Origin of the sequence: Xanthocytophaga agilis (genome assembly GCF_030068605.1) — a bacterium.
In the GTDB taxonomy this organism is placed as follows: domain Bacteria; phylum Bacteroidota; class Bacteroidia; order Cytophagales; family 172606-1; genus Xanthocytophaga; species Xanthocytophaga agilis.
Map to the genome: position 1 here is coordinate 260827 of NZ_JASJOU010000003.1, position 22342 is coordinate 283168.

At 39.4% G+C, this 22342-nt stretch carries 20 protein-coding genes and 2 tRNA genes; 13 read left to right on the top strand and 9 right to left on the bottom strand.

What is annotated here, in order from left to right; translation table 11 throughout:
• Positions 1-14: 14 nt before the first annotated feature.
• Positions 15-1067 (bottom strand): alpha/beta fold hydrolase, encoded by a 1053-nt coding sequence (locus QNI22_RS11475; protein WP_314510779.1) that lies wholly within the window; start codon positions 1065-1067, stop codon positions 15-17.
• 174 nt (positions 1068-1241) lie between these two features.
• A complete protein-coding gene (locus QNI22_RS11480; protein ID WP_314510780.1) occupies positions 1242-1634 on the bottom strand; it encodes a winged helix-turn-helix transcriptional regulator in 393 nt (130 codons plus the stop codon).
• A 78-nt stretch (positions 1635-1712) separates the two neighbouring features.
• Here QNI22_RS11480 and QNI22_RS11485 point away from each other — a divergent pair, with 78 nt between their 5' ends.
• The 3 genes from QNI22_RS11485 (at position 1713) to QNI22_RS11495 (ending at position 4324) form a co-directional block, all read left to right on the top strand.
• Positions 1713-2453 carry an SDR family oxidoreductase gene (locus QNI22_RS11485; RefSeq protein ID WP_314510781.1) on the top strand — a complete coding sequence of 247 codons (741 nt, stop codon included), beginning with the start codon at positions 1713-1715 and terminating at the stop codon, positions 2451-2453.
• Between the two features lie 214 nt (positions 2454-2667).
• Positions 2668-3462: a DUF1223 domain-containing protein gene (locus QNI22_RS11490; RefSeq protein WP_314510782.1), complete on the top strand. Its 795-nt coding sequence runs from the start codon at positions 2668-2670 to the stop codon at positions 3460-3462.
• Between the two features lie 76 nt (positions 3463-3538).
• Positions 3539-4324: an alpha/beta hydrolase gene (locus tag QNI22_RS11495; protein ID WP_314510783.1), complete on the top strand. Its 786-nt coding sequence runs from the start codon at positions 3539-3541 to the stop codon at positions 4322-4324.
• A 651-nt stretch (positions 4325-4975) separates the two neighbouring features.
• Here QNI22_RS11495 and QNI22_RS11500 read toward each other — a convergent pair.
• Positions 4976-5389 carry a DoxX family protein gene (locus QNI22_RS11500; RefSeq protein WP_314510784.1) on the bottom strand — a complete coding sequence of 138 codons (414 nt, stop codon included), beginning with the start codon at positions 5387-5389 and terminating at the stop codon, positions 4976-4978.
• A 296-nt stretch (positions 5390-5685) separates the two neighbouring features.
• Between QNI22_RS11500 and QNI22_RS11505 the strand changes: the two genes are divergently transcribed.
• From QNI22_RS11505 to QNI22_RS11520, 4 genes are all read left to right on the top strand, one after another.
• The gene (locus QNI22_RS11505) at positions 5686-6048 is read left to right on the top strand and encodes a cupin domain-containing protein (RefSeq protein ID WP_314510785.1); all 363 of its coding nucleotides are present in this window, start codon (positions 5686-5688) and stop codon (positions 6046-6048) included.
• Between the two features lie 395 nt (positions 6049-6443).
• Positions 6444-7007, top strand: a complete 564-nt coding sequence (locus QNI22_RS11510; RefSeq protein WP_314510786.1) for a dihydrofolate reductase family protein — start codon at positions 6444-6446, stop codon at positions 7005-7007.
• Positions 7008-7816: 809 nt separating this feature from the next.
• Positions 7817-8572 (top strand): DUF6000 family protein, encoded by a 756-nt coding sequence (locus QNI22_RS11515; RefSeq protein ID WP_314510787.1) that lies wholly within the window; start codon positions 7817-7819, stop codon positions 8570-8572.
• Between the two features lie 44 nt (positions 8573-8616).
• On the top strand, positions 8617-9180 hold the full coding sequence (locus tag QNI22_RS11520) for an SMI1/KNR4 family protein (RefSeq protein WP_314510788.1): 564 nt from the start codon (positions 8617-8619) through the stop codon (positions 9178-9180).
• Positions 9181-9434: 254 nt separating this feature from the next.
• Here the strand turns inward: QNI22_RS11520 and QNI22_RS11525 are convergent.
• From QNI22_RS11525 to QNI22_RS11540, 4 genes are all read right to left on the bottom strand, one after another.
• Positions 9435-9508: transfer RNA gene (locus QNI22_RS11525), tRNA-Asp, on the bottom strand.
• 211 nt (positions 9509-9719) lie between these two features.
• A complete protein-coding gene (locus tag QNI22_RS11530; protein WP_314510789.1) occupies positions 9720-10124 on the bottom strand; it encodes a hypothetical protein in 405 nt (134 codons plus the stop codon).
• A gap of 161 nt (positions 10125-10285) precedes the next feature.
• A tRNA-Asp gene (locus QNI22_RS11535) sits at positions 10286-10359 on the bottom strand.
• 149 nt (positions 10360-10508) lie between these two features.
• Positions 10509-11555, bottom strand: a complete 1047-nt coding sequence (locus QNI22_RS11540; protein ID WP_313976340.1) for a sensor histidine kinase — start codon at positions 11553-11555, stop codon at positions 10509-10511.
• A gap of 263 nt (positions 11556-11818) precedes the next feature.
• On the opposite strand from QNI22_RS11540, the gene QNI22_RS11545 reads away from it, so the two are divergent.
• Together QNI22_RS11545 and QNI22_RS11550 are read left to right on the top strand one after the other, a co-directional pair.
• The gene (locus QNI22_RS11545) at positions 11819-12721 is read left to right on the top strand and encodes a histone deacetylase family protein (protein WP_314510790.1); all 903 of its coding nucleotides are present in this window, start codon (positions 11819-11821) and stop codon (positions 12719-12721) included.
• A gap of 119 nt (positions 12722-12840) precedes the next feature.
• Entirely contained in the window at positions 12841-13749 is a 909-nt protein-coding gene (locus QNI22_RS11550; RefSeq protein ID WP_314510791.1) for a carbon-nitrogen hydrolase family protein, read from the top strand.
• 319 nt (positions 13750-14068) lie between these two features.
• Here QNI22_RS11550 and QNI22_RS11555 read toward each other — a convergent pair whose 3' ends face one another.
• Complete coding sequence (locus tag QNI22_RS11555; protein ID WP_314510792.1) at positions 14069-14560, bottom strand: DUF421 domain-containing protein; 492 nt, start codon at positions 14558-14560, stop codon at positions 14069-14071.
• Between the two features lie 188 nt (positions 14561-14748).
• Positions 14749-15981: a DUF748 domain-containing protein gene (locus QNI22_RS11560; protein ID WP_314510793.1), complete on the bottom strand. Its 1233-nt coding sequence runs from the start codon at positions 15979-15981 to the stop codon at positions 14749-14751.
• 511 nt (positions 15982-16492) lie between these two features.
• On the opposite strand from QNI22_RS11560, the gene QNI22_RS11565 reads away from it, so the two are divergent.
• The 4 genes from QNI22_RS11565 (at position 16493) to thrC (ending at position 22252) form a co-directional block, all read left to right on the top strand.
• Positions 16493-18340, top strand: coding sequence for a vWA domain-containing protein (locus tag QNI22_RS11565; protein ID WP_314510794.1), 1848 nt, complete (start codon positions 16493-16495; stop codon positions 18338-18340).
• A 161-nt stretch (positions 18341-18501) separates the two neighbouring features.
• Positions 18502-20325, top strand: a complete 1824-nt coding sequence (locus tag QNI22_RS11570) for a sensor histidine kinase (protein ID WP_314510795.1) — start codon at positions 18502-18504, stop codon at positions 20323-20325.
• 60 nt (positions 20326-20385) lie between these two features.
• Positions 20386-20739, top strand: coding sequence for a hypothetical protein (locus QNI22_RS11575; RefSeq protein WP_314510796.1), 354 nt, complete (start codon positions 20386-20388; stop codon positions 20737-20739).
• Between the two features lie 205 nt (positions 20740-20944).
• Positions 20945-22252 carry a threonine synthase gene (thrC, locus tag QNI22_RS11580; protein WP_314510797.1) on the top strand — a complete coding sequence of 436 codons (1308 nt, stop codon included), beginning with the start codon at positions 20945-20947 and terminating at the stop codon, positions 22250-22252.
• Positions 22253-22342: the final 90 nt, after the last annotated feature.

The window sequence follows — 22342 nt, forward strand, 5'->3', positions numbered from 1 at the left end:
TATTTTCCAGACTATCATTTTGTAAAGCTATCTGCTTCCAGGATTGCATCCACAAAAGCAACTGGAGCCTCTTGGGGAAGGTTATGTCCTATACCTCCCATAAGTGTATGGTGAGCATATTTGCCTTTAAATTTAGCAGCATACACTGAAGGGTCTGGATGTGGAGCGCCATTGGCATCGCCTTCCAGTGTAACCGCAGGTACTGTAATCACAGGACCTGTAGCCAGCTTTTTCTCCAACTCATCATATTGTTTCTCACCAGTCACCAGTCCCAAACGCCAGCGATAATTATGAATTACAATGTCTACATGGTCAGGATTATCAAATGCCGTTGCTGACTGTGCAAAGGTAGGCTCATCAAACTGCCATTTAGGTGAAGCAGTTTGCCAGATAAGCTTTGCAAAATCACGTCGATTGGCCTGGTAACCCATTTGACCACGTTCCGTAGCAAAATAAAATTGGTACCACCAGGACAATTCTGCTTTAGGCGACAGCGGTGTCTGATTTGCTTGCTGGCTACCAATCAGATAACCACTTACAGCTACCATAGCTTTGCACCGTTCCGGCCATAAGGCTGCCACAATATTTGCAGTACGTGCCCCCCAGTCAAAACCACCAATAATAGCTTTTTCGATCTTCAATGCATCCATTAGTGCAATTACATCTGTTGCTAAAGCAGATTGCTGTCCATTGCGAGGTGTTTGAGCAGATAGAAAATGTGTAGTTCCATATCCACGCAGGTAGGGTACAATAACCCTATATCCCTTTGCTGCAAGTAATGAGGCTACCTCTGTATAACTATGAATATCATAAGGCCAGCCATGCAGAAGAATTACAGGTTGCCCATGTGATGGTCCTGCCTCTGCATACCCAACATCAAGTACGCCAGCTTTAATCTGTTTGATCTGTTCAAAAGATGTCTGTTTTGTACTAATAGGATTATATCTATCTGCCTGTGTGCGACTTTCTGCATTTAGCAGATTTATACTGCTCAGTTCTGCTATTGTCACAGCAAAGGAAGCCATACTCAGAAAGTGACGACGATTTATATTTTTAGTGGTGTTCATATTCTTTTCAGTTAAACGTTTGATTTTTCCAACCGACACTTGTCAGTCAGGTAGATCAAAAGTATAGCTGATTATTTACTATGAATACCATTATTACTGCGAGTTAGACACTATGAATGCTGAGTTAGACATTTCTTACCTGAAACAGACAAAACATATTCAAATCCTATCCCATCAAAGTTCAGAAGATAAATCTTTCTTGATCCGCTCCCGATGTTCTTTGCCCCATTTAATCATCTCCAGTATAATATCTCCAAAAGTATAGCAGTATTCTGTAGGTGAATACTCAACTACAACCGGAATGGTATCTGTTACAGTCCTTTTAATTATCAGATTGGCCTCCATCTCTCTCAGTTCTCTGGAAAGCATACGGGTAGTAATGCCTGGAATACTGCGTTCAATCTCGCGGAAGCGTTTGTTTCCATTACATATAGAATTGATAATGGGCAATTTCCATTTGCCTCCAATGGCATATATAGTATCCTGAAGTGCCTGTACTTCCTCCTTGGGATTACGTGGATCAGAAAGTACTTCTTTTGCCAGTTTAAGCCTCTTTTTATTTTCCATGTTGGTATACTCTGTTATACTGGTTACAAAGTTATACCAATTTAAAATAGCTTTGCAAGAAATTTAAATTCAAATACAATGGAAAATCTAAAAGGAAAAATAGCAGTGATTACTGGTGGTAACAGTGGCATTGGCTATGCTACAGCTAAAGAATTCAAAGCACAAGGTGCAGACGTAATCATAACCGGACGTCGTCAGCAGGCCGTAGAAATTGCAGCACAGGAACTGGGAGTAACGGGTTTAGTAGCAGACCAGGGCAATCTGTCTGCCATTGAGAAGTTGGCAACAACAATTAAAGACAAATTTGGCAAGATTGATATTCTGTTTATTAATGCAGGAGTATTAGGTGGAGCAGAAATTGAAACTGCGACTGAGGAAGTATTTGATTATGTGATGGATGTCAATTTCAAAGGAGCATATTTTACACTAAGTCGCTTCATTCCTATTTTACATGAAGGCGCTTCTGTAGTATTTCTTTCGTCCAATACCGCTAGTATGAACGGCGCGAATTCATCTATTTATTCATCCAGCAAAGCTGCACTTAATGCTATTATGAAAATTGCAGCTGTTGAACTTGCCCCTCGCAAAATTCGGGTAAACGCAGTCAGTCCAGGTCCTATTGAAACCGAGATACTTAGCAAAGCAGGCTATAGCGATGAGGAATTAGCAGGTGTAAAATCCTGGATCATTGACCAGATACCATTACGACACATGGGTAAAGCCGACGATGTAGCCAAACTAGTTGCTCACTTAAGCCAAACAGAGGCATCATTTATTACAGGTTCCGAATTTCTTATAGATGGAGGGATGAGCCTCTAGATTGATTCCTATCTCTGATCAACGACAGAAGACTTACTTGCTGAAAGCAGGTTATGGGAGACGTGAAATTATTTTATCTGATAAGAATGAAAGTCTTCTTCACACCTCATAATTCCTGACTGGCAGCCCAATGTGTCTAACTGAGCCTTTTTCCACTCAGCTACGATGCCCATGGCGGATAATTTTGACTCGAAATCAATTAAAATTATCCGCCATGAAACTAGTAAAATTATCTGCTGTATGTGTTGTACTTGTCCTTCTGCTATCTGCAACAACCCTGGTCAATCAACATACTTTATTATCTTCTAAAGCTGCAGGCAATGGATTCGCAGTACTGGAGCTTTTTACTTCAGAAGGATGTTCCAGTTGTCCACCTGCAGATGAACTCCTGGCTCGCATTCAAAAACAGGCAGGTAACAAACCCATTTATTTACTTGCCTATCATGTTGATTACTGGGATCGCCTAGGCTGGAAAGATTCATTCAGTAAGCCTGAGTATTCCAAACGACAGTATACTTACAGTCGCCAGTTTGCAGGTCAGGTATATACACCTCAACTGATTATTAATGGAAATAAAGAATTTGTAGGCTCTGATGAATCTGCTATCAATGATGCGTTAATGAGTGCACTTAAAATACAAACATCCACCTCTTTAGTCTTTCAGGCGCAGACCTTTCAAACACAGTATGCAGGCAATACCCGCTTCAATTATCAGGTCACAGGAGAAGATAATACCAGTCAGTTGGTGGTTGCACTTGTGCAGAAGCAGGGTATGAGCAAAGTAGAACGGGGAGAAAATAAAGGGCGCACTTTGTCTCATGTCCAGATTGTGCGTGCCCTCTACAATTTTGATCGTAAAACAGAGAAAGAAGGTATTGTCACCCTCAACCTTCCAGCTCCTTTTTACACAAAGGATTGGGAAATTATTGCGATGCTGCAAAATCCCAAAACTGGTATAATCCATGCAGCTACTCGTGCCATACTGACTCCGCCTATGAAAGGCACCTAATGAGCAGACTGTCACCTCTATAAGCAATTACAACCGTGTATCATCTGTATTCTTTCACATTCAATTTTATAAATCCATGAAAACCAAATTCTGTTTTGTAACTAGCCGCCAACTATTTCTCATTATCACATTAGTAGTAAATCTATTGTATATAGCTTCAGGGAATGTCAATGCACAAACTACCCAAGTAAAGAATATTATATTGGTGCATGGAGCATTTGCCGATGGCTCTGGCTGGAAAGCAGTGTATGATATTCTCACAAAAAAGGGATACAATGTCAGCATTGTACAAAATCCGTTGACCTCCCTGACAGATGATGTCAATGCTACCAATAGTGTAATCAATGCACAGGAGGGTCCGGTTATTCTGGTTGGTCATTCCTGGGGAGGTACAGTGATTACTCAGGCAGGTATCAACCCCAAAGTAGCAGGCTTAGTGTATGTATCAGCATTCATACCTGATAGTGGTGAATCAACTGCTCAATGGGTATCAGCAACTCCGCCTTCTCCAGAGGCGGGCTTTACCAAACCTGACCAGTTTGGATTTGTATACTTTGAGCCCGCTAAATTTCATGGTGGTTTTGCAGGAGATCTACCTAAAGCTCAAAGTGATTTTATGTGTGCATCACAGGTACCTATTATTGGCAAATGTTTTGGAGAAGTAGTTGAACAGGCAGCTTGGAAGACCAAACCCAGCTATGGCATTGTCTCAACAGAAGATAAAGCTCTTAATCCTGATACACAACGTACCATGTACAAACGTGCTCATGCAAAAATTACAGAACTCAAAGGCAGTCATGTTATATTTATATCTCAAGCCCAGGCTGTAGTAAATGTAATCATGGCCGCAGCTGGAAATTAACCAACTGCTCTATAATTTAAATCATTGTGTACATACTCTACCTTTCATGAGGTAGAGTATATTTTTTTAACACCAAACAGTCTGGTACTATATAGTAGAGATTTATTACTCCCAATACACCTCCATCTAACTCATTTCATTGAATTTAGAATTTTCAAGCTCTTATTTGTCAGAGGGAACATCTCCCCCATACCTCCCCCTGGTTATATTAATGAGATTGTAATAACCTTTGTATCTGGAGGTAACTGCACATGAAACAAAGATTACTCTATCTGTTACAGGATACTTTCAGGAGGACAAAAAATCAATAAGCATAGAAAAACTTTCTTAAGTTCTTTGTCACTGTTCAGGTTGGTGATAAAACACAATCTGGGGACGAGAAGTTGCTGGTACAAAAGAGATCTCATCTCCTAAAATGCTTACCTTGACTACGCTGAGCGGACACTGTTTTCAATTTGGCCACGAATAAACGATCGAACTCGCGGAGCCCAGAGACTTTTATTCTCACATCTGTTCTTTTTTCTTGATCTTCTGTCTCATATAATAAACTCTTATTTACCTCCCCTCTCCTTCCATAAAGCAAAAAGCAAAATACCTGTGAATGATTCACAGGTATTTTACTTTTAAGAAAATATATAGAAAGATAAACCTTTACACTGACGCAGAAATCGGATCCTTTCTCAAATCAGTGTTACTACTATAGGTTACAGGATACAGGCTCCGAAACATGACATAGGTAACAGTTATAATCGTAAACGCAATCATAGCATCCACTGTAGCAGGTAGACCCAGTACACTTATTTTGGAGAAGAAAGCAAAAATGATATCGAAAAAGATGCCGGCAAATACCCATTCTTTTAGTCTAAGTAGCTTGCCAGGAATCAGGAGAACCGCTACTCCCAAAAGTTTGGCAACTCCAAGAATGTAAATGAAGTGTGCCGGATAACCTAGTTGCACAGTGATATCCCAGACAATAGGATTTTTTGTAAGTTCAAAAAAACCACTTGCTCCAAACCATAAGGATATAAGTATAGTGCCGATCCAATAAATTGTTTTTGTGTTCATGATCTTGTTGGTTAATGTTATTTACTGACCCAAAAATGGCAGATACTCAACAAGTATCTGAGCAAAATACAGGTCAAGTGGACATATTGAAATGCTGGTTAGACATTTAAGGTCTGAGTTATACATTAACCAGTAAAGCTGTGAACCATCAAACCAACCTGAGATATCGGTCGTCAGGAATACAATAAGCCTCTTCAATTATACTACAAATAATTAAAAAATTGGAGCTTTGAATACTAACAGGAATCATAGATACAACTATCTTTAGAGCTGCAAACTTTATAGACAATAAGTGCATGTTAAAAGCATATAAACTATTCACCGGCCCGGATGGGCACTCTCATTTTACAGAAGGTACTGTTTCTCCTAATGTGCTTACCACAGCCGTTGCACTTCAGTTTAAAGAAACGCCAGGTCACTCTACCTATGACTGGCACACGGCCCCCACTACTCAGTATGTAGTTACATTAAGTGGTACATTGGAATTTGTTATGAACAGTGGCAAATCATTCATTCTGAAACCAGGCGATGTGTTGATTGCTATGGATACAACTGGTTCAGGCCACAAATGGCAAATCCTTGATGAGGCGCCCTGGAAACGATTGTATGTTGTTTTTAAAGAAGGTTCGGAGATTAACTTTGTTCCTAACCCTGTCTAAATAACTACACCAATCTGTCAAACCATCAGCAATGTGACTCCTATACAATCTTAGTTTATCCGATTTTGTGATCTAAGATTGTATAGGATTGTTTTATCAGCCTTCTCTTCACTTTTACAAGGTAGAGCTCTCTCTTATTCATCTATCTATTTTTATACAGTTCCTGGTCTATATCCGGAACCAAGACCTCTACTTTGCGGGAATTAACCATAGGCGGCATTCTGCCCTATTGAGTTCTCTTATCTTAACTAGTCAGTTAGATAGAAAATGTCACAATTATGCCTTTATTATGTCGTTTTCTCCCTCCTATTTACAAAAGACAGTTCTATATCTTTGCCTTCATGAAAGTAAATCAGAATAATACATCATATCTATATCATTAACACTTTGCTAACATGAGAAAGCTAAAATTACAGGTACAAATATCTATAGATGGTTATATTGCTGGTCCAAATGGGGAAATGGACTGGATGATCTGGAATTGGGATGATGAGTTAAATCAATATGTGACTCAACTAACAGAACCAGTTGATCTGATTTTATTGGGAAGAAAACTGGCAGAAGGATTTATTGACGCCTGGGCGTCAATGGCCTCAAATCCTGACACTGCAGATGCAGGTGCCCATAAGATGAATGATACACCTAAAGTAGTCTTTTCTCATACACTCAAAGAAGTCCAATGGCCCCGCACCAGGCTGGCACAAGAAGATCTGGTAACTGAAATCACTAAGCTGAAAAGTCAGGAAGGCAAAGATATCATTGCTTATGGAGGGGCTACTTTTGTATCATCCCTTATAGAAAATGATTTAATTGATGAATATCACCTTCTTCTCAACCCGTCAGCGTTGGGGGCAGGGTTACCTATATTTAAGGATAAAAGCAACTTCCGTCTCATTCATTCCACTGCTTTTCCATGTGGTATTGTAGCACTGAAATATCAGCGAATACCCAACTCTTAACAATCTAATCTTCAACACAATATACCTTAAAAAGAAAAAAGCCATAAGCAATGCTTATGGCTTTTCAACAAGTCTTTTGACTTACATAAAGTGATTTAATCAGTGATTCAAAATTACAAGTCAGCCGGAAACTAACCACAAGATTTACAGCTCATTTCTTACAAGGCAAGGTTCGCTTTTCAAATTATATAAATACTATAGTTGATAACCTCATTTCCAAAAAACACATACAACTATTCTTCCCACAATAAAAAATAAGCTAACTGGAAAATAGTAGCGAAATTTTACAACCTGGGTACTATCTTCGCGTGAAAAGGCAATGTTGCTAAGTCTGGCAATCTTCTTATTCTCTTCTCCTTACCTATTTCCTACTAAGATATCAAACAAGCTCTATATAAAACGCAGTACAAACCGTACTGAGTAATATTCTGATTCAGAAGTGTATAAGAAAACAGGCATATAATAGCATCTGACAAATGCATTATACGCCTGTTTGATTAAAATGTACCATAGTACCCAAATGAAGCAAGCAAAAGTGTACTAAAACGTAAAAAATAATTGCCCTTACGGCAATGCCACTAATGGAATTACTTTCAGGCAATTGACAAACAAACAACAAAAATAATACCTGGAAAACAAGCAGTTACATTGATTTATTTTTATATGAGAACTAGTATATACATACCAGATCTATCAGATTTTCGAATTATTGCATTTTGGTAAAATGACAGAAAATAAATAGACTTATAGCTTAGTAGAGAATAAATCAATTACTATTTGATCAGTTTGAACGTTAAAATAAAGTTACCATGGAGAATATGAACGAGATGGCGAACTTACATTTGGCAGGTGCTACTGTCAGACACATATCTCCTTTTAAGGATTTACCAGTTCATAGAAATAATCAGGAGTTATCTGCTGATTTCTATAAAAAGTGGGTAAACCCTTACTATATGGATATAGTGTCTTATTACTCTGTAGATTGGATCGAATCCGTTAAGGCAATAAAACATGAAATAACACCAGATCTCTGCCTTTTATTATTGGGTGATTTTAACTGGAGAACTAGACTGGTAGGATCTTACTTCGCAGCTGTAAAAGGATACACAGACCTTATTGAATGCATCGGGACTCATCTCATAAAAAGTGAAGTGTGTTGTGTGGGACATATATATGCGTTAACTCTGGCTTTCTTTAATACCAATCAGTGTATACAATACTTGCATCAATACCTTGACTACTATCTGACAAAACCTTCTTTATATTTTGATCAGAAAGTAGTCATCGAGGCAATGGTGTTCATAGATAGGCAAAATCAATCAAACCACATTACTCAGCATATGGATTCATGGAAGGCATTCGTGAATGAGCAAACAAAAATCGAAAAACAGCAAGCACAGGCCTTAGCTAAATTTATTAAAGACTCAAAAGGTGAAAACACATTAAAAAATTATCAAGATTTTCAAGAAAATGAACAATCAAAAGCAGCTCTGTTATCTACAGACTTTTTTGATAAGCAAATACCAATCATTCAAGAACTATCTCAGTACAATAACTCCCATTGATAGGAAGCAAAATAGAATCTATCATTTTTTCTAAAAGCTACTTTATGCCAACAAACTTTTACCTACCTGTTCAAAAAATCGGAGAGCCGGACTGGATACAAAAACTTACCACATATCTTGAGAACTATGATATTGAGTGTGAAGGTCTTGACTCGGGTGGGCTTCAGGAAACGGAAGCCAGACTTGAAATAAAGATGCCTGAAGCTATGTGGGAGTACTATCTCTATTTTGGAGGAATCCAAAGTTCTGATTTTATGTATAACCTAAAGAAGCCCGATGAGTGGATGTTTCTTGCTGATACAAACTGGAGCTTTGTAAAATTATATTTCACATTACCAGAAATCAGCTCAATGATCGTTTTTTCAGAAAGTCCGGGCAACGATCCAGTATGTTTTGATAAAGTAAGTGGTGAGATATACTTATTTTCACATGACCCGTTGCAGAAAGGAAAAATATTTCAGGACTTTACTCAATATCTGATCTATGAGATTATGGAGACAGAAAAACTAGTAGGTGATTCTGATTTTGCAGAAAAAGAAGAAGAAATTACAGAACAATTCCTGTCTGCAGATACTATTGATTATGCATTGAGACATATAAAAATGTAGTCTCTTAATGCTTTTTTGAAATACAGGATTTAATCCCATCAAAATACATTAGGATAAGAAAGCTATAAAAGAGGTCTTTTATGGCTTTCTCACGATTTATTCATCCTCGTCTTCTTCACAGAAACCATTCCGTCAATAAAGTGAGTAAACCCATCATCCTCTGATTGGATTAACAGCTTCTATTGTAATTACAACTGACAAAACAAATAGGCCGTAAACAAAAAAGGCTTTCAGAGAATTCTGAAAGCCTTTTGCGGTGCGGACGGGACTCGAACCCGCGACCCCCGCCGTGACAGGGCGGTATTCTAACCAACTGAACTACCGCACCGTTTTTCTTTTCCGTCTTGCGTTTCGCTTAACGTGGTGCAAAAGTAGGCAAATTATTTTATGACGCAATACCCTTCCAATCATTTTATAAAAAAAATATATAAAAAGCCTGGACGGAATCTGTTTTATCTATTTCTACGAAAGAAGGAATCACTTTACAACTCTTAGATACAGCTTTGCTAATAAATTTAGAGCAATCCAGGCTTAACAATTTATAGTGCACCTCCTGCTCTCCATTCTGAGAGAGTAATAACCTTCCCACTAACAGTATCTAATACTTTGATATGCATATTTTTGGGGTACACATAAAAAGTATAGTATACGATTAGCCGATCTGGATTATTATATCCAACCTGAATAACATAAAAAGGCTCCTGTAATGTAGGTTTTGCCCGGACAAGAAGTGTCACACCCTGTTTTCCATCTGTTATTTTTTGAATATACTTCTCCTTCGCCCTCACCTCTGGAAGCATGTAAACATTCTCTGTAGCCCTATCTGCTAAACTATCATTTGCTAACTGAATGTTTATCAGACAACTGGTATGATTCAGTGGCTGTCTTAACGCTTCAGTAAGGAAAGGAGCTATCCATAATAGAGGTAGTATGACCTGTGGCATTGAAAACGTTAGCTATTGGTTGTGTAGAAGAGATTGTTTAAAGTACAAAAGAGGCTTTTTTACTTCCTATTAGGAGGTTAACCTACAAATTTTGTTAGTGCTCCGGAAGCAATTAACTGATAAACAAAAAAGGCTTTCAGCGTGAACTGAAAGCCTTCTTGCGGTGCGGACGGGACTCGAACCCGCGACCCCCGCCGTGACAGGGCGGTATTCTAACCAACTGAACTACCGCACCGTTTTTCTTTTCCGTCTTGCGTTTCGCTTAACGTGGTGCAAAAGTAGATAAATTATTTTACAACGCAATAGCTCCGATCCAAAAATATTACAACTTTCTCATAACAAACACATAACACACTGACTGACAGGTAGAAAATTTTTGTATTTTTATTGAACAGGCAATCGTACTTCGGCACGTACTACTTCATCGGTTTCCTGATTGATCCGAAATGAGGCGCCTGTTCCGTAGATTAGTACCAAGCGTTGAGAAGTATTAAGTAAGCCAACGCCATCTGAATTTTCGGCACGTTCCAGTTTACCTGTATTCCGAATAATCAGGTTTAGGAAGTTTCTTTCCAGTTGAGCTTGTATGGAAATAAAGCCCCCCTTTAGTGGTTTGGAAATGCCATGTTTTACTGCATTCTCAACCAACGTCTGTACCATCATAGGAGGCACCTGTACATTCAATGTATCAGGGCTGATATTGGTCTGTACCTCAAGACGATCTTCATAGCGGATTTTTTCCAGTGACAAATAATCCTGGACTGTTTTCAACTCTTCATTCAGACTAACAGTTTTCTGTCTGTCACTAAGTAAAGAGTTACGTAAAAGACTTGAGAGTTGTGTGAGGGCTTCTTTGGCTTTATTAGGATCTTCATAGATCAAAGCCCGAATGCTGTTTAACGCATTAAACATAAAGTGTGGATTGAGCTGTGCCCGCAGGATCTTTGCCTCAAAATCTTTCACAGATGATTCGAGCTGTACCCGTTCTATTTCATTGCGTTTGCTCAGCGAGAAATACTGATATACGTGATAGATCACAGACCATAACAGCAGATTTTTTGTCCAGTTCAAAAATCCCCATGCAAGGTAAATCACAGGTATCCCTCCTATCTCATCAAAACGTTTTTGTACACGTGGGATAGTAAAATATTCGAGAGGTACACTTAATACTACCATGGTGACTGCCATAATGAGTACAGCCATCAAAGTACGTGGAATAATCTGGCTTAATGGCAACTCCAGCCAATGTAACCTCTTTAAAATTAACCTATAAAGATGTGTAATACCAATTCCTAAACCTATGCTAATAATCACATTGACAACCTGTCCATAACTATAGCCATCCCGTAAAATGTATATAATGAGGTCACTCAGCGAATACCCTGTCCAGCCAATAATCTGACACAGCCAATATATCTTTCTTCGATTCATACAGTTCTTACAATCCACACTTTACCCTCTCTCAGGGTAAAATAAATATCTCCCAATTATTAATTTTTAACAATTAACACTCATTTTATCAGTGTTTCATTAGTTGTAGTCTGTATGTATTAATCAAAATATGCACCAATATGTGCCAGTTTTCAATCTATTTTACAGGAACGGAAAAAATACCTCATTAAAGGCAAATCAAACCAAATACCCGTGTTTCTGGTTTACCAATAACTTTACCGATTCAAACCATTTTGTACAAAATGCTTAAGATTGCCTGGGCTCCTGAATATGCACATCCTCTGCCTGAGGGTCATCGCTTCCCCATGGAGAAATACACATTGCTTCCCGAACAACTTCTGTATGAAGGGACTGTCTCCTCTGAAAACTTTTTTAGACCTACGCCATTGGAAGAAAAATGGATTTTAACCACCCATGAAAAATCCTATTGGGAAAAGCTTAAAAATCAGACATTGACTCCGGCAGAGATTCGGAGAACAGGCTTTCCGCTATCCGAGTCTCTGGTAAGGCGCGAAATTATCATTGCTCAGGGAACAATCCAAGCTGTACACTTTGCCTTGCAATATGGTGTGGCCATGAATATTGCTGGCGGTACTCACCATGCCTTCACCAACAGAGGTGAAGGCTTTTGTCTCCTTAATGACATCGCAATCGGTGCAAACTACCTGCTGGAGACGAAATTAGCTCAAAAAATTCTGGTGATAGATCTGGATGTCCATCAGGGAGACGGCACTGCCCAGATTTTTCAGAATGAATCACGTGTATTTACCTTTAGTATGCATGGGGCAAATAATTATCCTCTGCATAAAGAACAATCGGATCTGGACATACCTTTACCGGATTCTACAGATGATAAACATTATCTTTCGCTACTGAGTACTAATCTGCCTCAGTTGATAGATATCCACCAACCTGAGTTTATATTTTTTCAGTCAGGAGTGGATGTGTTGGCTACCGACAAACTGGGAAAACTCTCCCTCACACCTGACGGCTGCCGTGAGCGAGATCGCATAGTATGGACGCTATGCAAACAACACCGAATTCCGGTGGTAGCCAGTATGGGAGGTGGATATTCCACTCGGATAGCAGATATTGTAGATGCCCATGCCAATACTTACAGACTAGCTCAGGAAATATTTTTCTAAGTCTATGGTTATAAACCTCATGCTGTTGTTTTCTAAAGGTATCATAAGTCAAACCAAAACTTGAAAAATATCCTTTTACACATACTTTTGTAAATCTACCTATTGTTTCAAATCTCATTATGCGAGTAAAAGTAGCTGTAGTACAGGAAACCCCTGTATTTTTTAATCTGGAAGCAACGATTCAGAAAATGGAAAATACAATTGCCGAATATGCCTCCCAGGGTTGCCAGCTACTTGTGTTTCCAGAGTCATTCATTCCGGGCTACCCTCGAAAGTTTACGTTCGGCTCTACAATTGGACAACGTAGTAATCAGGGAAGGCAACTGTATCAGCAATATTGGGAAAATAGTCTTGAACTGCCTGGAAAACACTTAGCACAGTTAGAACAAATTGCCAAAACCCATCAGATATTTCTGGTAACAGGTATTACAGAAAGAGATAGTATAAATGGTAGTTTGTATTGTACCATGATCTATATCTCTCCTAATCAGGGCTATATGGGTAAGCATCGCAAAATCAAGCCTACCGGAGTTGAGCGACTTGTGTGGGCAGAAGGCCATGGAGCTGACGTACTTACTACTGTACAGACAGAGTTTGGAAAACTGGGCGGTTTGATCTGCTGGGAAAACTATATGCCATTGGCACGTATGGCTTTATATCAGCAAGGTGTTCAACTCTATATAGCTCCTACCGCAGATGCTCGTGAAACCTGGACAGCAACTATGCAACATGTTGCCTGTGAAGGCAGATGCTTTGTAATAGGTTGTAACCAGTATTTTCATAAAGATGATTACCCAACAGAATTTCAGGTACAACTTGCAGAAGATGACTCAGTCCTTTGTCGGGGAGGAAGTGTAATTGTCTCTCCTCAGGGAAAATGTATAGCAGGTCCGCTTTGGGATAAAAAAGGTGTACTGGTAGCAGAGCTGGATATGGATGAAGTTATTCAAAGTAAACTGGACTTTGATGTAATCGGTCATTATTCACGTCCTGATTTGTTTACATTTACAGTGAAGAATAGCCAATAATTCTTTTATGAGCTTTTTGTAGCAAAACAATTATCTCATCTTTATTCCAGCAATATCTTTGTACTGCATATAGTTCGCTGCAAGCAGTGAATTGTGGTGAATTCTATGCAAAAACATTTTTGCGGTTTATTCAACGCATCGGCAATTTTGCGGTGAACTCTAGGCAAAAGCACTTTTGACCCGAACATACCATAGACTTATCTGCCATCATGTTTTCATGCATTGAATTCACCGCAAGAGTCATTCTGCATATAGTTCAGTTTAAGCAACCACATGAGCATAATTATGGTCATAAAACTCAAAGTTTAGCTTCCTGTTTTTAGACTTCTTTTATAAGTATACTGATCTTCCCATTTCCTTCAATGTATATTTTATCAATTTTCGTTAAATCCTCAGTATGGATAGCCTGCCGGATTCCCTGCATAATATCTTCTTTTCGAACTAGCGCCTTTTTCATATTCTCTTCTATAAACCGGGCATCCTGATACAAAATAATTTTCCGGCTTTCTATCCATCTACCCAAACGGGTATTATGTGCCATAAACCATCCAAAAATCCGGTGCAATAATACCAGTGTCAGACTGGCACAAACTACAGGTATAAAAGGAGAAGCACCAACCACCGCACGGCTCAGAATAGCACCCAGCAATATGACCACAATATTATCAACAGGCGTATGAATGGCGAAGGATCTTCTTCCGGATACACGGATTAAGCCATATGCAATCAGAAATACAATAATAGCCCGACAACTCATCTGCACTACACTCAGGTCTTTTCCTTCCCCAAATACAGCATAAAACATTTTCATACTTGTTGAATCTTTCGTTACAATCAAAGGGTTTGTTAGCTACCAAAGTGACCGCATGTTTTGTTTATCCTGACTTGTCTCAAAATTTCTTTACTAAAGGAGCAAAATTGGTAGTATCAAAAAAAATAGTGTCTGGCACATGGATGATCCAAAGTGCCAGACACTTGTTAGTAAACATTGCAAGCACTTTATTCACTCACACTATTTTGTTCTTTATTTCGTTCACGTTTTGCTTTTCGTTCTTCTTTTCTCTCCTCTCTTTTTTCTTTACGCTCTTCCTTCTTCTTGGCTCTCTCCTCTTTTTTGTTATCCTTCTCACTTTCTTTATCTCCCTTTACCATCTGTTCCCGATAAGCAGCAATGGCATCAGCGAAGGTTACCGTGCCATCGGTTTCCATAGGCAATGCTTTAATAAATGCATTGTGAAGTATATTCACCACGGTTTTCCATGTATTAATATCAGTTTTGGAGAGAGTACCTGAAACAGGCACTACCGTTGCCAATTGATCATTGGGATGGTTCTTGAAGATTGTTGCTACCAAGCCGGCGATACCTTCCCAAAGCAGATGGCCCACATTTTTGGTCTCCTCTTTGTCTTTCCAGTCAATAAACTTCAGGTCGCGAGCTATGGGTTTCACATATCCGGTGATAGCACCTTCCCGTAAAGCCAGTTCACTATAAAGATTAAAGTTGCCCCTTTCCAGATCCACTTTTGCATATGCTTTGAAAAAATCATTTAAAGCTGGAATATTGACATCTTCAAATTTCAAATTCATATCAAAGTCAGGCATTGGCTTCAGTACATCAATCTTCATTAAGATGTTAAGCTTTCCATTCCCAATCGAATTAGCTGTCAGCTTTACATCTGAAGGCAGTGTTTCAGACTTATGCTGAGCATTACTTAAGTTAGTAGCTGTCATATTTACATCTTTCATAGACAGATCTACCTTAGGTCGGGTGGTGAAATCATTGAAGGTGATGGCTCCCTTCCGTACAATCAACTGATCTATTTGCAAAGGCATTAGTTCTTTTAATGGTTTGGTCCAGTCAATATCCTTACCACTCTGATTTTTTTCTTCACTGCTACCTCCAATAAAGTTGATTACGGGTTTGTCAAATGCCACCTTTCCGGCAATCTCTCCTTTGAATATAGCATCCCAGTATACTGATAGATCTACAACCGGAAAATCCAGAAATGGAACCCGTTGATTTCCTTCCACTTTAAAAAGTTTCATTCCCTGTACCTGATAGGCACCTCTGTAAAGATGTATATCTACATCATCAATTTTTCCCCAGTAGCCGGGAATATCCGCCAGGACCTTGTTTACATATCGGGTCACAAAATAAGGCAATAATAACCTTGCCACTATCAATACTCCCACTATGGAAAGTAGTATGATATATTTCTTTTTCACTTTCATAACATTAGTTAATAATGCATCATATTTAACCTGTCACATTAAAAGGAAAAAAGCATGCCTGTATAAATATCCCCTCCCATAGTTTCATTCTGAAAGTGCAGACAAGTCTTATGTTGATGCTTAACTCTGTAAATCAGCATTCTATCATACATGCTGTATATTTCTTAAAATCATGTAAGTAAAAAACTGTTTTACTTGCTGTATAGGTTTGCTACTTTTCAAAAAACATCCCTTATCTCTATCAATTATTCGTATTTTATTTATCAATGAAATATCTTTTTTTTCTAACTTTAGCTGCACACACTTACATAGTCTGACAATAACGCTTAGTATCGATGTAACTAAATTCCCAAACTTTCTTCTTTCATCGGATTTTGTGTGACTTGCATTTTTATATTACCTCGCACCTGGCAATATAGCCTGGCAGGAATTAATTAATTGAACAATATTTAGTATTGTTAAGATCAAAGATAGTATTACCAGCTAACCTCAATCTATTATACCCAATCTTATGCTCAAACCCAGCTACAGTTTTTCTCAAACCATTTTACCGGAAGGCATTAGCCAGCCCACTGACTTGCTCATCCGTTTTCAATCTGATCTGCCACAGGCAGCGCGCCGCAATCTAAATCTTTCACTGGTTATAGATCGGTCAGGATCTATGGCTGGTGCTCCTTTGCAACATGCTCTCAAAGCCGCTGAAGCAGTTGTCAACAAACTGGAACCCGGCGATATTATTTCCATCGTGGTATATGACGACAATGTAAATACCATTTTTGGACCGCAGCCAGTCACAGACAAAGAAGCTGTTAAAACGCTGATTCATAAAGTACGTGCCGGCGGTATCACCAATCTGTCTGGCGGCTGGTTACAAGGCTGCGAACACATAAAGGCTAATTACGATCCTCAGAAAGTAAACCGTGTTCTGCTTCTTACAGACGGGCATGCCAATATGGGTATTACTGATCCCAAAAGTTTGATGGCAACAGCCGGCAAGAAAGCATCAGAAGGTATTACTACCACCACCCTTGGTTTTGGACGGGGATTCAATGAAGATTTACTTATAGGCATGGCTCAGGCAGCTACAGGTAACTTCTACTTTATTCAGAGTATGGATGAGGCCTCAGATGTATTTACCTTTGAGCTGGATAGCTTAAAATCGGTTGTAGCACAAAATCTTTCTGCTACACTGGAACTGGCCTCCGGAATACAATTGTCTGATGTGCTCAGTATTGCCAAAACCCAAACCTCTGCCAATGGACAAACCATTCTGACCTTAGGTGATATTTATACAGGGGAAGACAAATTACTAGGTCTAACACTTACCTTACCAGAAGTTTCCAAAGGAACATTGCCAATTGGTAAGCTAACATTTACAGCAGAAGTTGTGCAGAATGGAGCTATCCAGCAAATAAATGGACAAATAGACATTACAGCACAGGTAGGAACTCAGGAAGAATCTGCTCTGGCTCCTTCTAGTGGCATTCTCATTGAGATAAACAGACTGAAAATTGCCAAAGCCAAAGAATCTGCCTTGGAGCTACTGGAATCTGGACACAATGCGGATGCAGAACAGATATTACGTACATTGATTCGTGAGTTACAGGAAAAAGGCCTCCATGAGCATTTTGAAATTGCAGAGGAAATAGAGCAGCTCGAATACTTTGCCAGCCGGATGGCGCAAAAAGCACTAGGCAATGAAGGCCGTAAGGAACTACTGGATCAGTCATACCAGGCACGTAACCGTAACCGGGCAGATCTGGGTAGCCGGGGTGTATCTGCAGGAGAAGAGGTGAAGGCACTGAAAGTAGTAACAGAAGTAGGCACAGGCGTGGAACTGCAATGTGTGCGTGAAGGTGGCAAATTACGTATCAAAGTATTGTCTGATGCATATGATCAGGACAAGAATGTACAGTTTCCAAGAGCTATTCGTGCAGAAAACGCCCGCTACGTAGTAGAAGGACTCGAACTGTCCAGTGATGGTTCTTTTTATCGGGTGAAAGGAGAAATTAACCGCTATGCCAAAGCAGGTGAAGTAGATACTTTTGCTTCTGCAACACGTACACGTAAGAGCAGTAATGGCAAAGCATCAGCCGGGGCTCCTACAGCTGCGGATCTGGAAACAACTGATCAGGTAGGAGATGGTGTACTGGTGCAATGTGTAAAAGATGGTAGCAAACTACGGGCACGGGTAGTATCGGACGGCTACGAATCTACCTGGAATATGCGTTTCCCCCGTTCCATTCGAGAAGAAGGAACCTTATATGTAGTAGACGAAGTAAATACCGCTTCGGATGGCAAATCCTATATTGCCTGTGGTGATATCAAGCGATTTGTACAGGCAACTGTAACAACTTAACTTCTTGTCAGCAGAGAGATACGAAGTCCTTACCCTCATAGGTAGGGACTTTTTTTATACCTTATTTTACCTGGTACTATTGTCGTAAATCGAAAAATGGCCTATAACTTTGTCCACAAATTACTGTAAATTAGTATTTTGCAGAAACTCCGTCCCTTTATATGAAATTTAGTATCTGGCTTATTCTGTTTTGGTATACCCTAGAAATTGTACATGCTCAATCAACGGCCATACTAAAAGACAAAAAAGACTTCTTTGACATTAGCCCTTCCATTGAAGTGTATGAAGATATTACAACCCAACTAACTATTGATGAGGTACAAAAGAAGCGATTTATAGTAAACACACAGAAGATTGTCAACTTTGGTGTAAGCAAGTCTGTGATATGGTTACGATTCACCTTACAAAATCAAACTCCTGACAACCTTTTCCTGGAAATTTCAGAGCCAGTTATAGACAGTATCACTTTATATAAAACCGTTAATACAGCCGAACCCTATTCTATACTTACCCGATCCGGCATTTATACTCCCTTTCTCAATCGTGTATTTCATACCAATTTCTTTCTGTTTGACCTGAACCTACCTCCTCAGCAAACCAATACTTACTATCTGCGTGTTCAAAACTCCTTACCCTTAGTAATTCCAGTTAAAGTAGCTTCTTTGCATACTTTCTTTGAATACAATCATACCAATGATCTCATTCAGGGTATGTATTTTGGACTTATGCTTGCAGTTGCAATTTTCAACTTCTATATCTCTTATCTTTTTGGCAGCCGTACCTATGTGTATTATTTCCTATATGTGCTGTTTTTTACTGCTTTTTTCAGTTATCAAAAAGGATTGGCTCATGAATATCTCTGGCCTGATGCTGTTTGGTTTAACCGATATACTTCCTTTTTTATAACAGGGACCTTTGTGTTTGCCATTTTATTTGTCAATGGCTTCCTGTATGCTGAATATCGATTACCTGTTACAAGATGGATCAAATGGGCCTTATTAACTCCTGTCGTGGCAGGTTTTATCCTGACGCTAACGCCTTTACGAAGTGAAGGCATTACACTATTACATGGAGCGGCTCTAGCTATTACGATCTATCTGTTCTTTTTAGGCATTATCATCGGGTATAAAGGTTATAAGCTTGGAATTTTCTTTACAGCGATCTGGGCATTACTCCTTATCAGCGCCGCGATATTTGTATTACAATTATCCAATATCCTGCCCAGCAATCACATTACCCGTAATGCCATGCAGATTGGATCTGCCCTTGAAGTAATTCTGTTATCGTTCGCGATAGCGTTTCAGATTAATAAATACCGTAGAGAAAATGAAGCAGCCCAAAACGAAGTCATCAAACACCTAAAAATGAATGAGCAGATGCGGAGTCGCATTGCCCGTGACCTGCATGACGACATTGGCTCTACTCTAAGTAGTATTGCTATTCTGAGTCAGGTAGCACAGGATCGGTTACAACAACGACCAGAAACAGTAAAGGAACTGATCGAAAAAATCAGTAGTAGCTCTATAAAAGTACAGGATGCTATGAGTGACATAGTCTGGACTACCCGTCCAGATAAGAACTCTTTTGCCAGCATTACCTTGCGGATGCAGGAGTTTACAGCACAAGTATTCGAAACTCAGGAGATTGAATATTCCTTTCATATTGACTCTACTCTCGCTAATTTTACCTTTTCGCCAGAATATCAATATGACTTTTACCTTATATTCAAAGAAGCTGTGAATAATGTTGCCAAATATGCCAAAGCACAGCAAGTAACCATCAGTATTCAGCACATGAATGAAGAACTTATTTTAAGTGTCAGTGATAACGGAATAGGCTTTGATATACAGAATATACGCAAGGGAAATGGGCTGGATAACATGCAGCGCAGAGCCCGGAATCTGGGAGGAGATTTGCATATTGAAACATATCCGGCCAAAGGGACTACAATAAAGCTTATTATTCCATTTTCTATGCCTGATTAACTTTCAATTCTGGGGTGTATCTTCTATTTTTGCGGTTCATTTTTCGGCATTTGAAACCTTATGTATTTACCAGAGAAAAAAGCTCCCTATAAGCAGCAGAAATGGTCATTATATAAACGCTGGCAAGTGTTTGCTCCACTTGGACTGGCCTTATGTGGCTTTGGTTTGTGCCTGGTAAGCGAAACTTCACACCTGATGCATAGTGGATCACCAACTATCCGATGGGTAGTAATGGGAACGATAAGTCTGGTTATCTTCTGTTCAGGACTTGCCTTTTTTGGAGAAGCGGTGAAGTGCAGAGCTTTGTATGAAATGCGGAGAGCATTGAAAAAACAACAGAAAAAACGTTTGAAAGATCTAAAAGCCAAAGGTAAATCCAGCAAATCCGGAACAAAATCAGAGCCTAATACATAATAGCATTGCGGACTTCTGATTTATTTTATAGTCAGGAAACTCTATTTTTCTACTCCACAGGATTTATTTCCTGTGGTTTTTTTGTTAAAAAGGGATCTTCAAAAGAAAAGATACTATTTTTGCGGACTGATCATCAACAACACACTACAGTTTCTTTCAAAGAAATATTTATGCATTTATCCTTATTTTCTCTTGCCCATTGATCATGAAATATTTTAGTACCAACCGTCAGGTCCCTGCTACATCGTTTGCCCATGCGGTTATTGAAGGATTAGCTGCTGACAAGGGATTGTTTATGCCTGAGACAATACCTGCATTATCCCCTGACTTTTTCACAAAACTTCCTTCTTTATCTCTTCCGGAAATAGGCTTCGAAATAGCCAGAAACTTTGTTGGTGACGAAATTACCGAATCAGACTTACGCCAGATTTGTGAAGAAGCGCTGAACTTTGAAATCCCTCTGAATGAGCTTGATGCACAAACCCATATACTGGAGTTGTTTCATGGTCCTACTCTGGCATTTAAAGATGTAGGAGCCCGCTTTATGTCACGTATTATGTCTCACTTACTCAAGAATGAGACCAAGAAAGTAATTGTCCTGGCTGCTACTTCAGGAGATACCGGAAGTGCTGTAGCACAAGGTTTCTATCAGGTGCCTGGTGTAGAAGTAGTGGTGTTGTACCCATCCGGTAAGGTAAGTCAGGTACAGGAAGCCCAATTCTGTACACTAGGCAAGAATATTACCGCTCTGGAAGTTACCGGAACATTTGATGACTGTCAGCGCCTTGTTAAAACGGCCTTTGCAGATACGGCCCTACGGGAAAAATTATATCTGACCTCGGCCAACTCTATTAATATTGCCCGTTTACTGCCTCAAAGCTTTTATTATTTCTATGCATACCAGCAGTTTACTAAAAAATACAAAGGACCATTTGTATTTTCTATTCCTAGTGGAAACTATGGCAACCTAACGGCTGGTTTATTTTCATGGAAAATGGGCTTACCTATTCATCACTTTGTGGCAGCATCTAATGCTAACGATACAGTACCTGTATATCTTGAAACGGCACACTATACTGCCAAACCGTCTGTATCTACCCTTTCCAGTGCGATGGATGTAGGCGATCCAAGTAATTTTGCCCGTATGCGTGAAATTTTCGGAGATTCCTGGGAAACCATGAAACAGCGCATTACAGGCTTTCGATTCTCGGATGCAGAAACCCGCAAAGCCATTGAAGAAGTATATAAGACCTATAACTATCTGATAGATCCTCATGGAGCAGTAGGTTATCTGGCATTAAAAAAATACCAGAAAGAAGCAGAAAATGTACCAGGTGTAGTATTGGCAACAGCTCATCCCGTTAAATTCTCGGAATCTGTCACAGAAGTAACAGGACAACAACCGCCTGTTCCGGAATCTCTGGCAGTGTTGCTTGACAAACCGAAGAAATCGATTCCTTTGCCTGATGACTATCAACTGTTTAAGGAATTTCTGCTAAGCAAAAACAGCTAGTACCCAACAATAGAACCAGATTCCCTTCATTAACGAGTCTGGTTCTGTTTAGCAACTATCTACCTCCTACTCAATCTATCTGTCCTACTT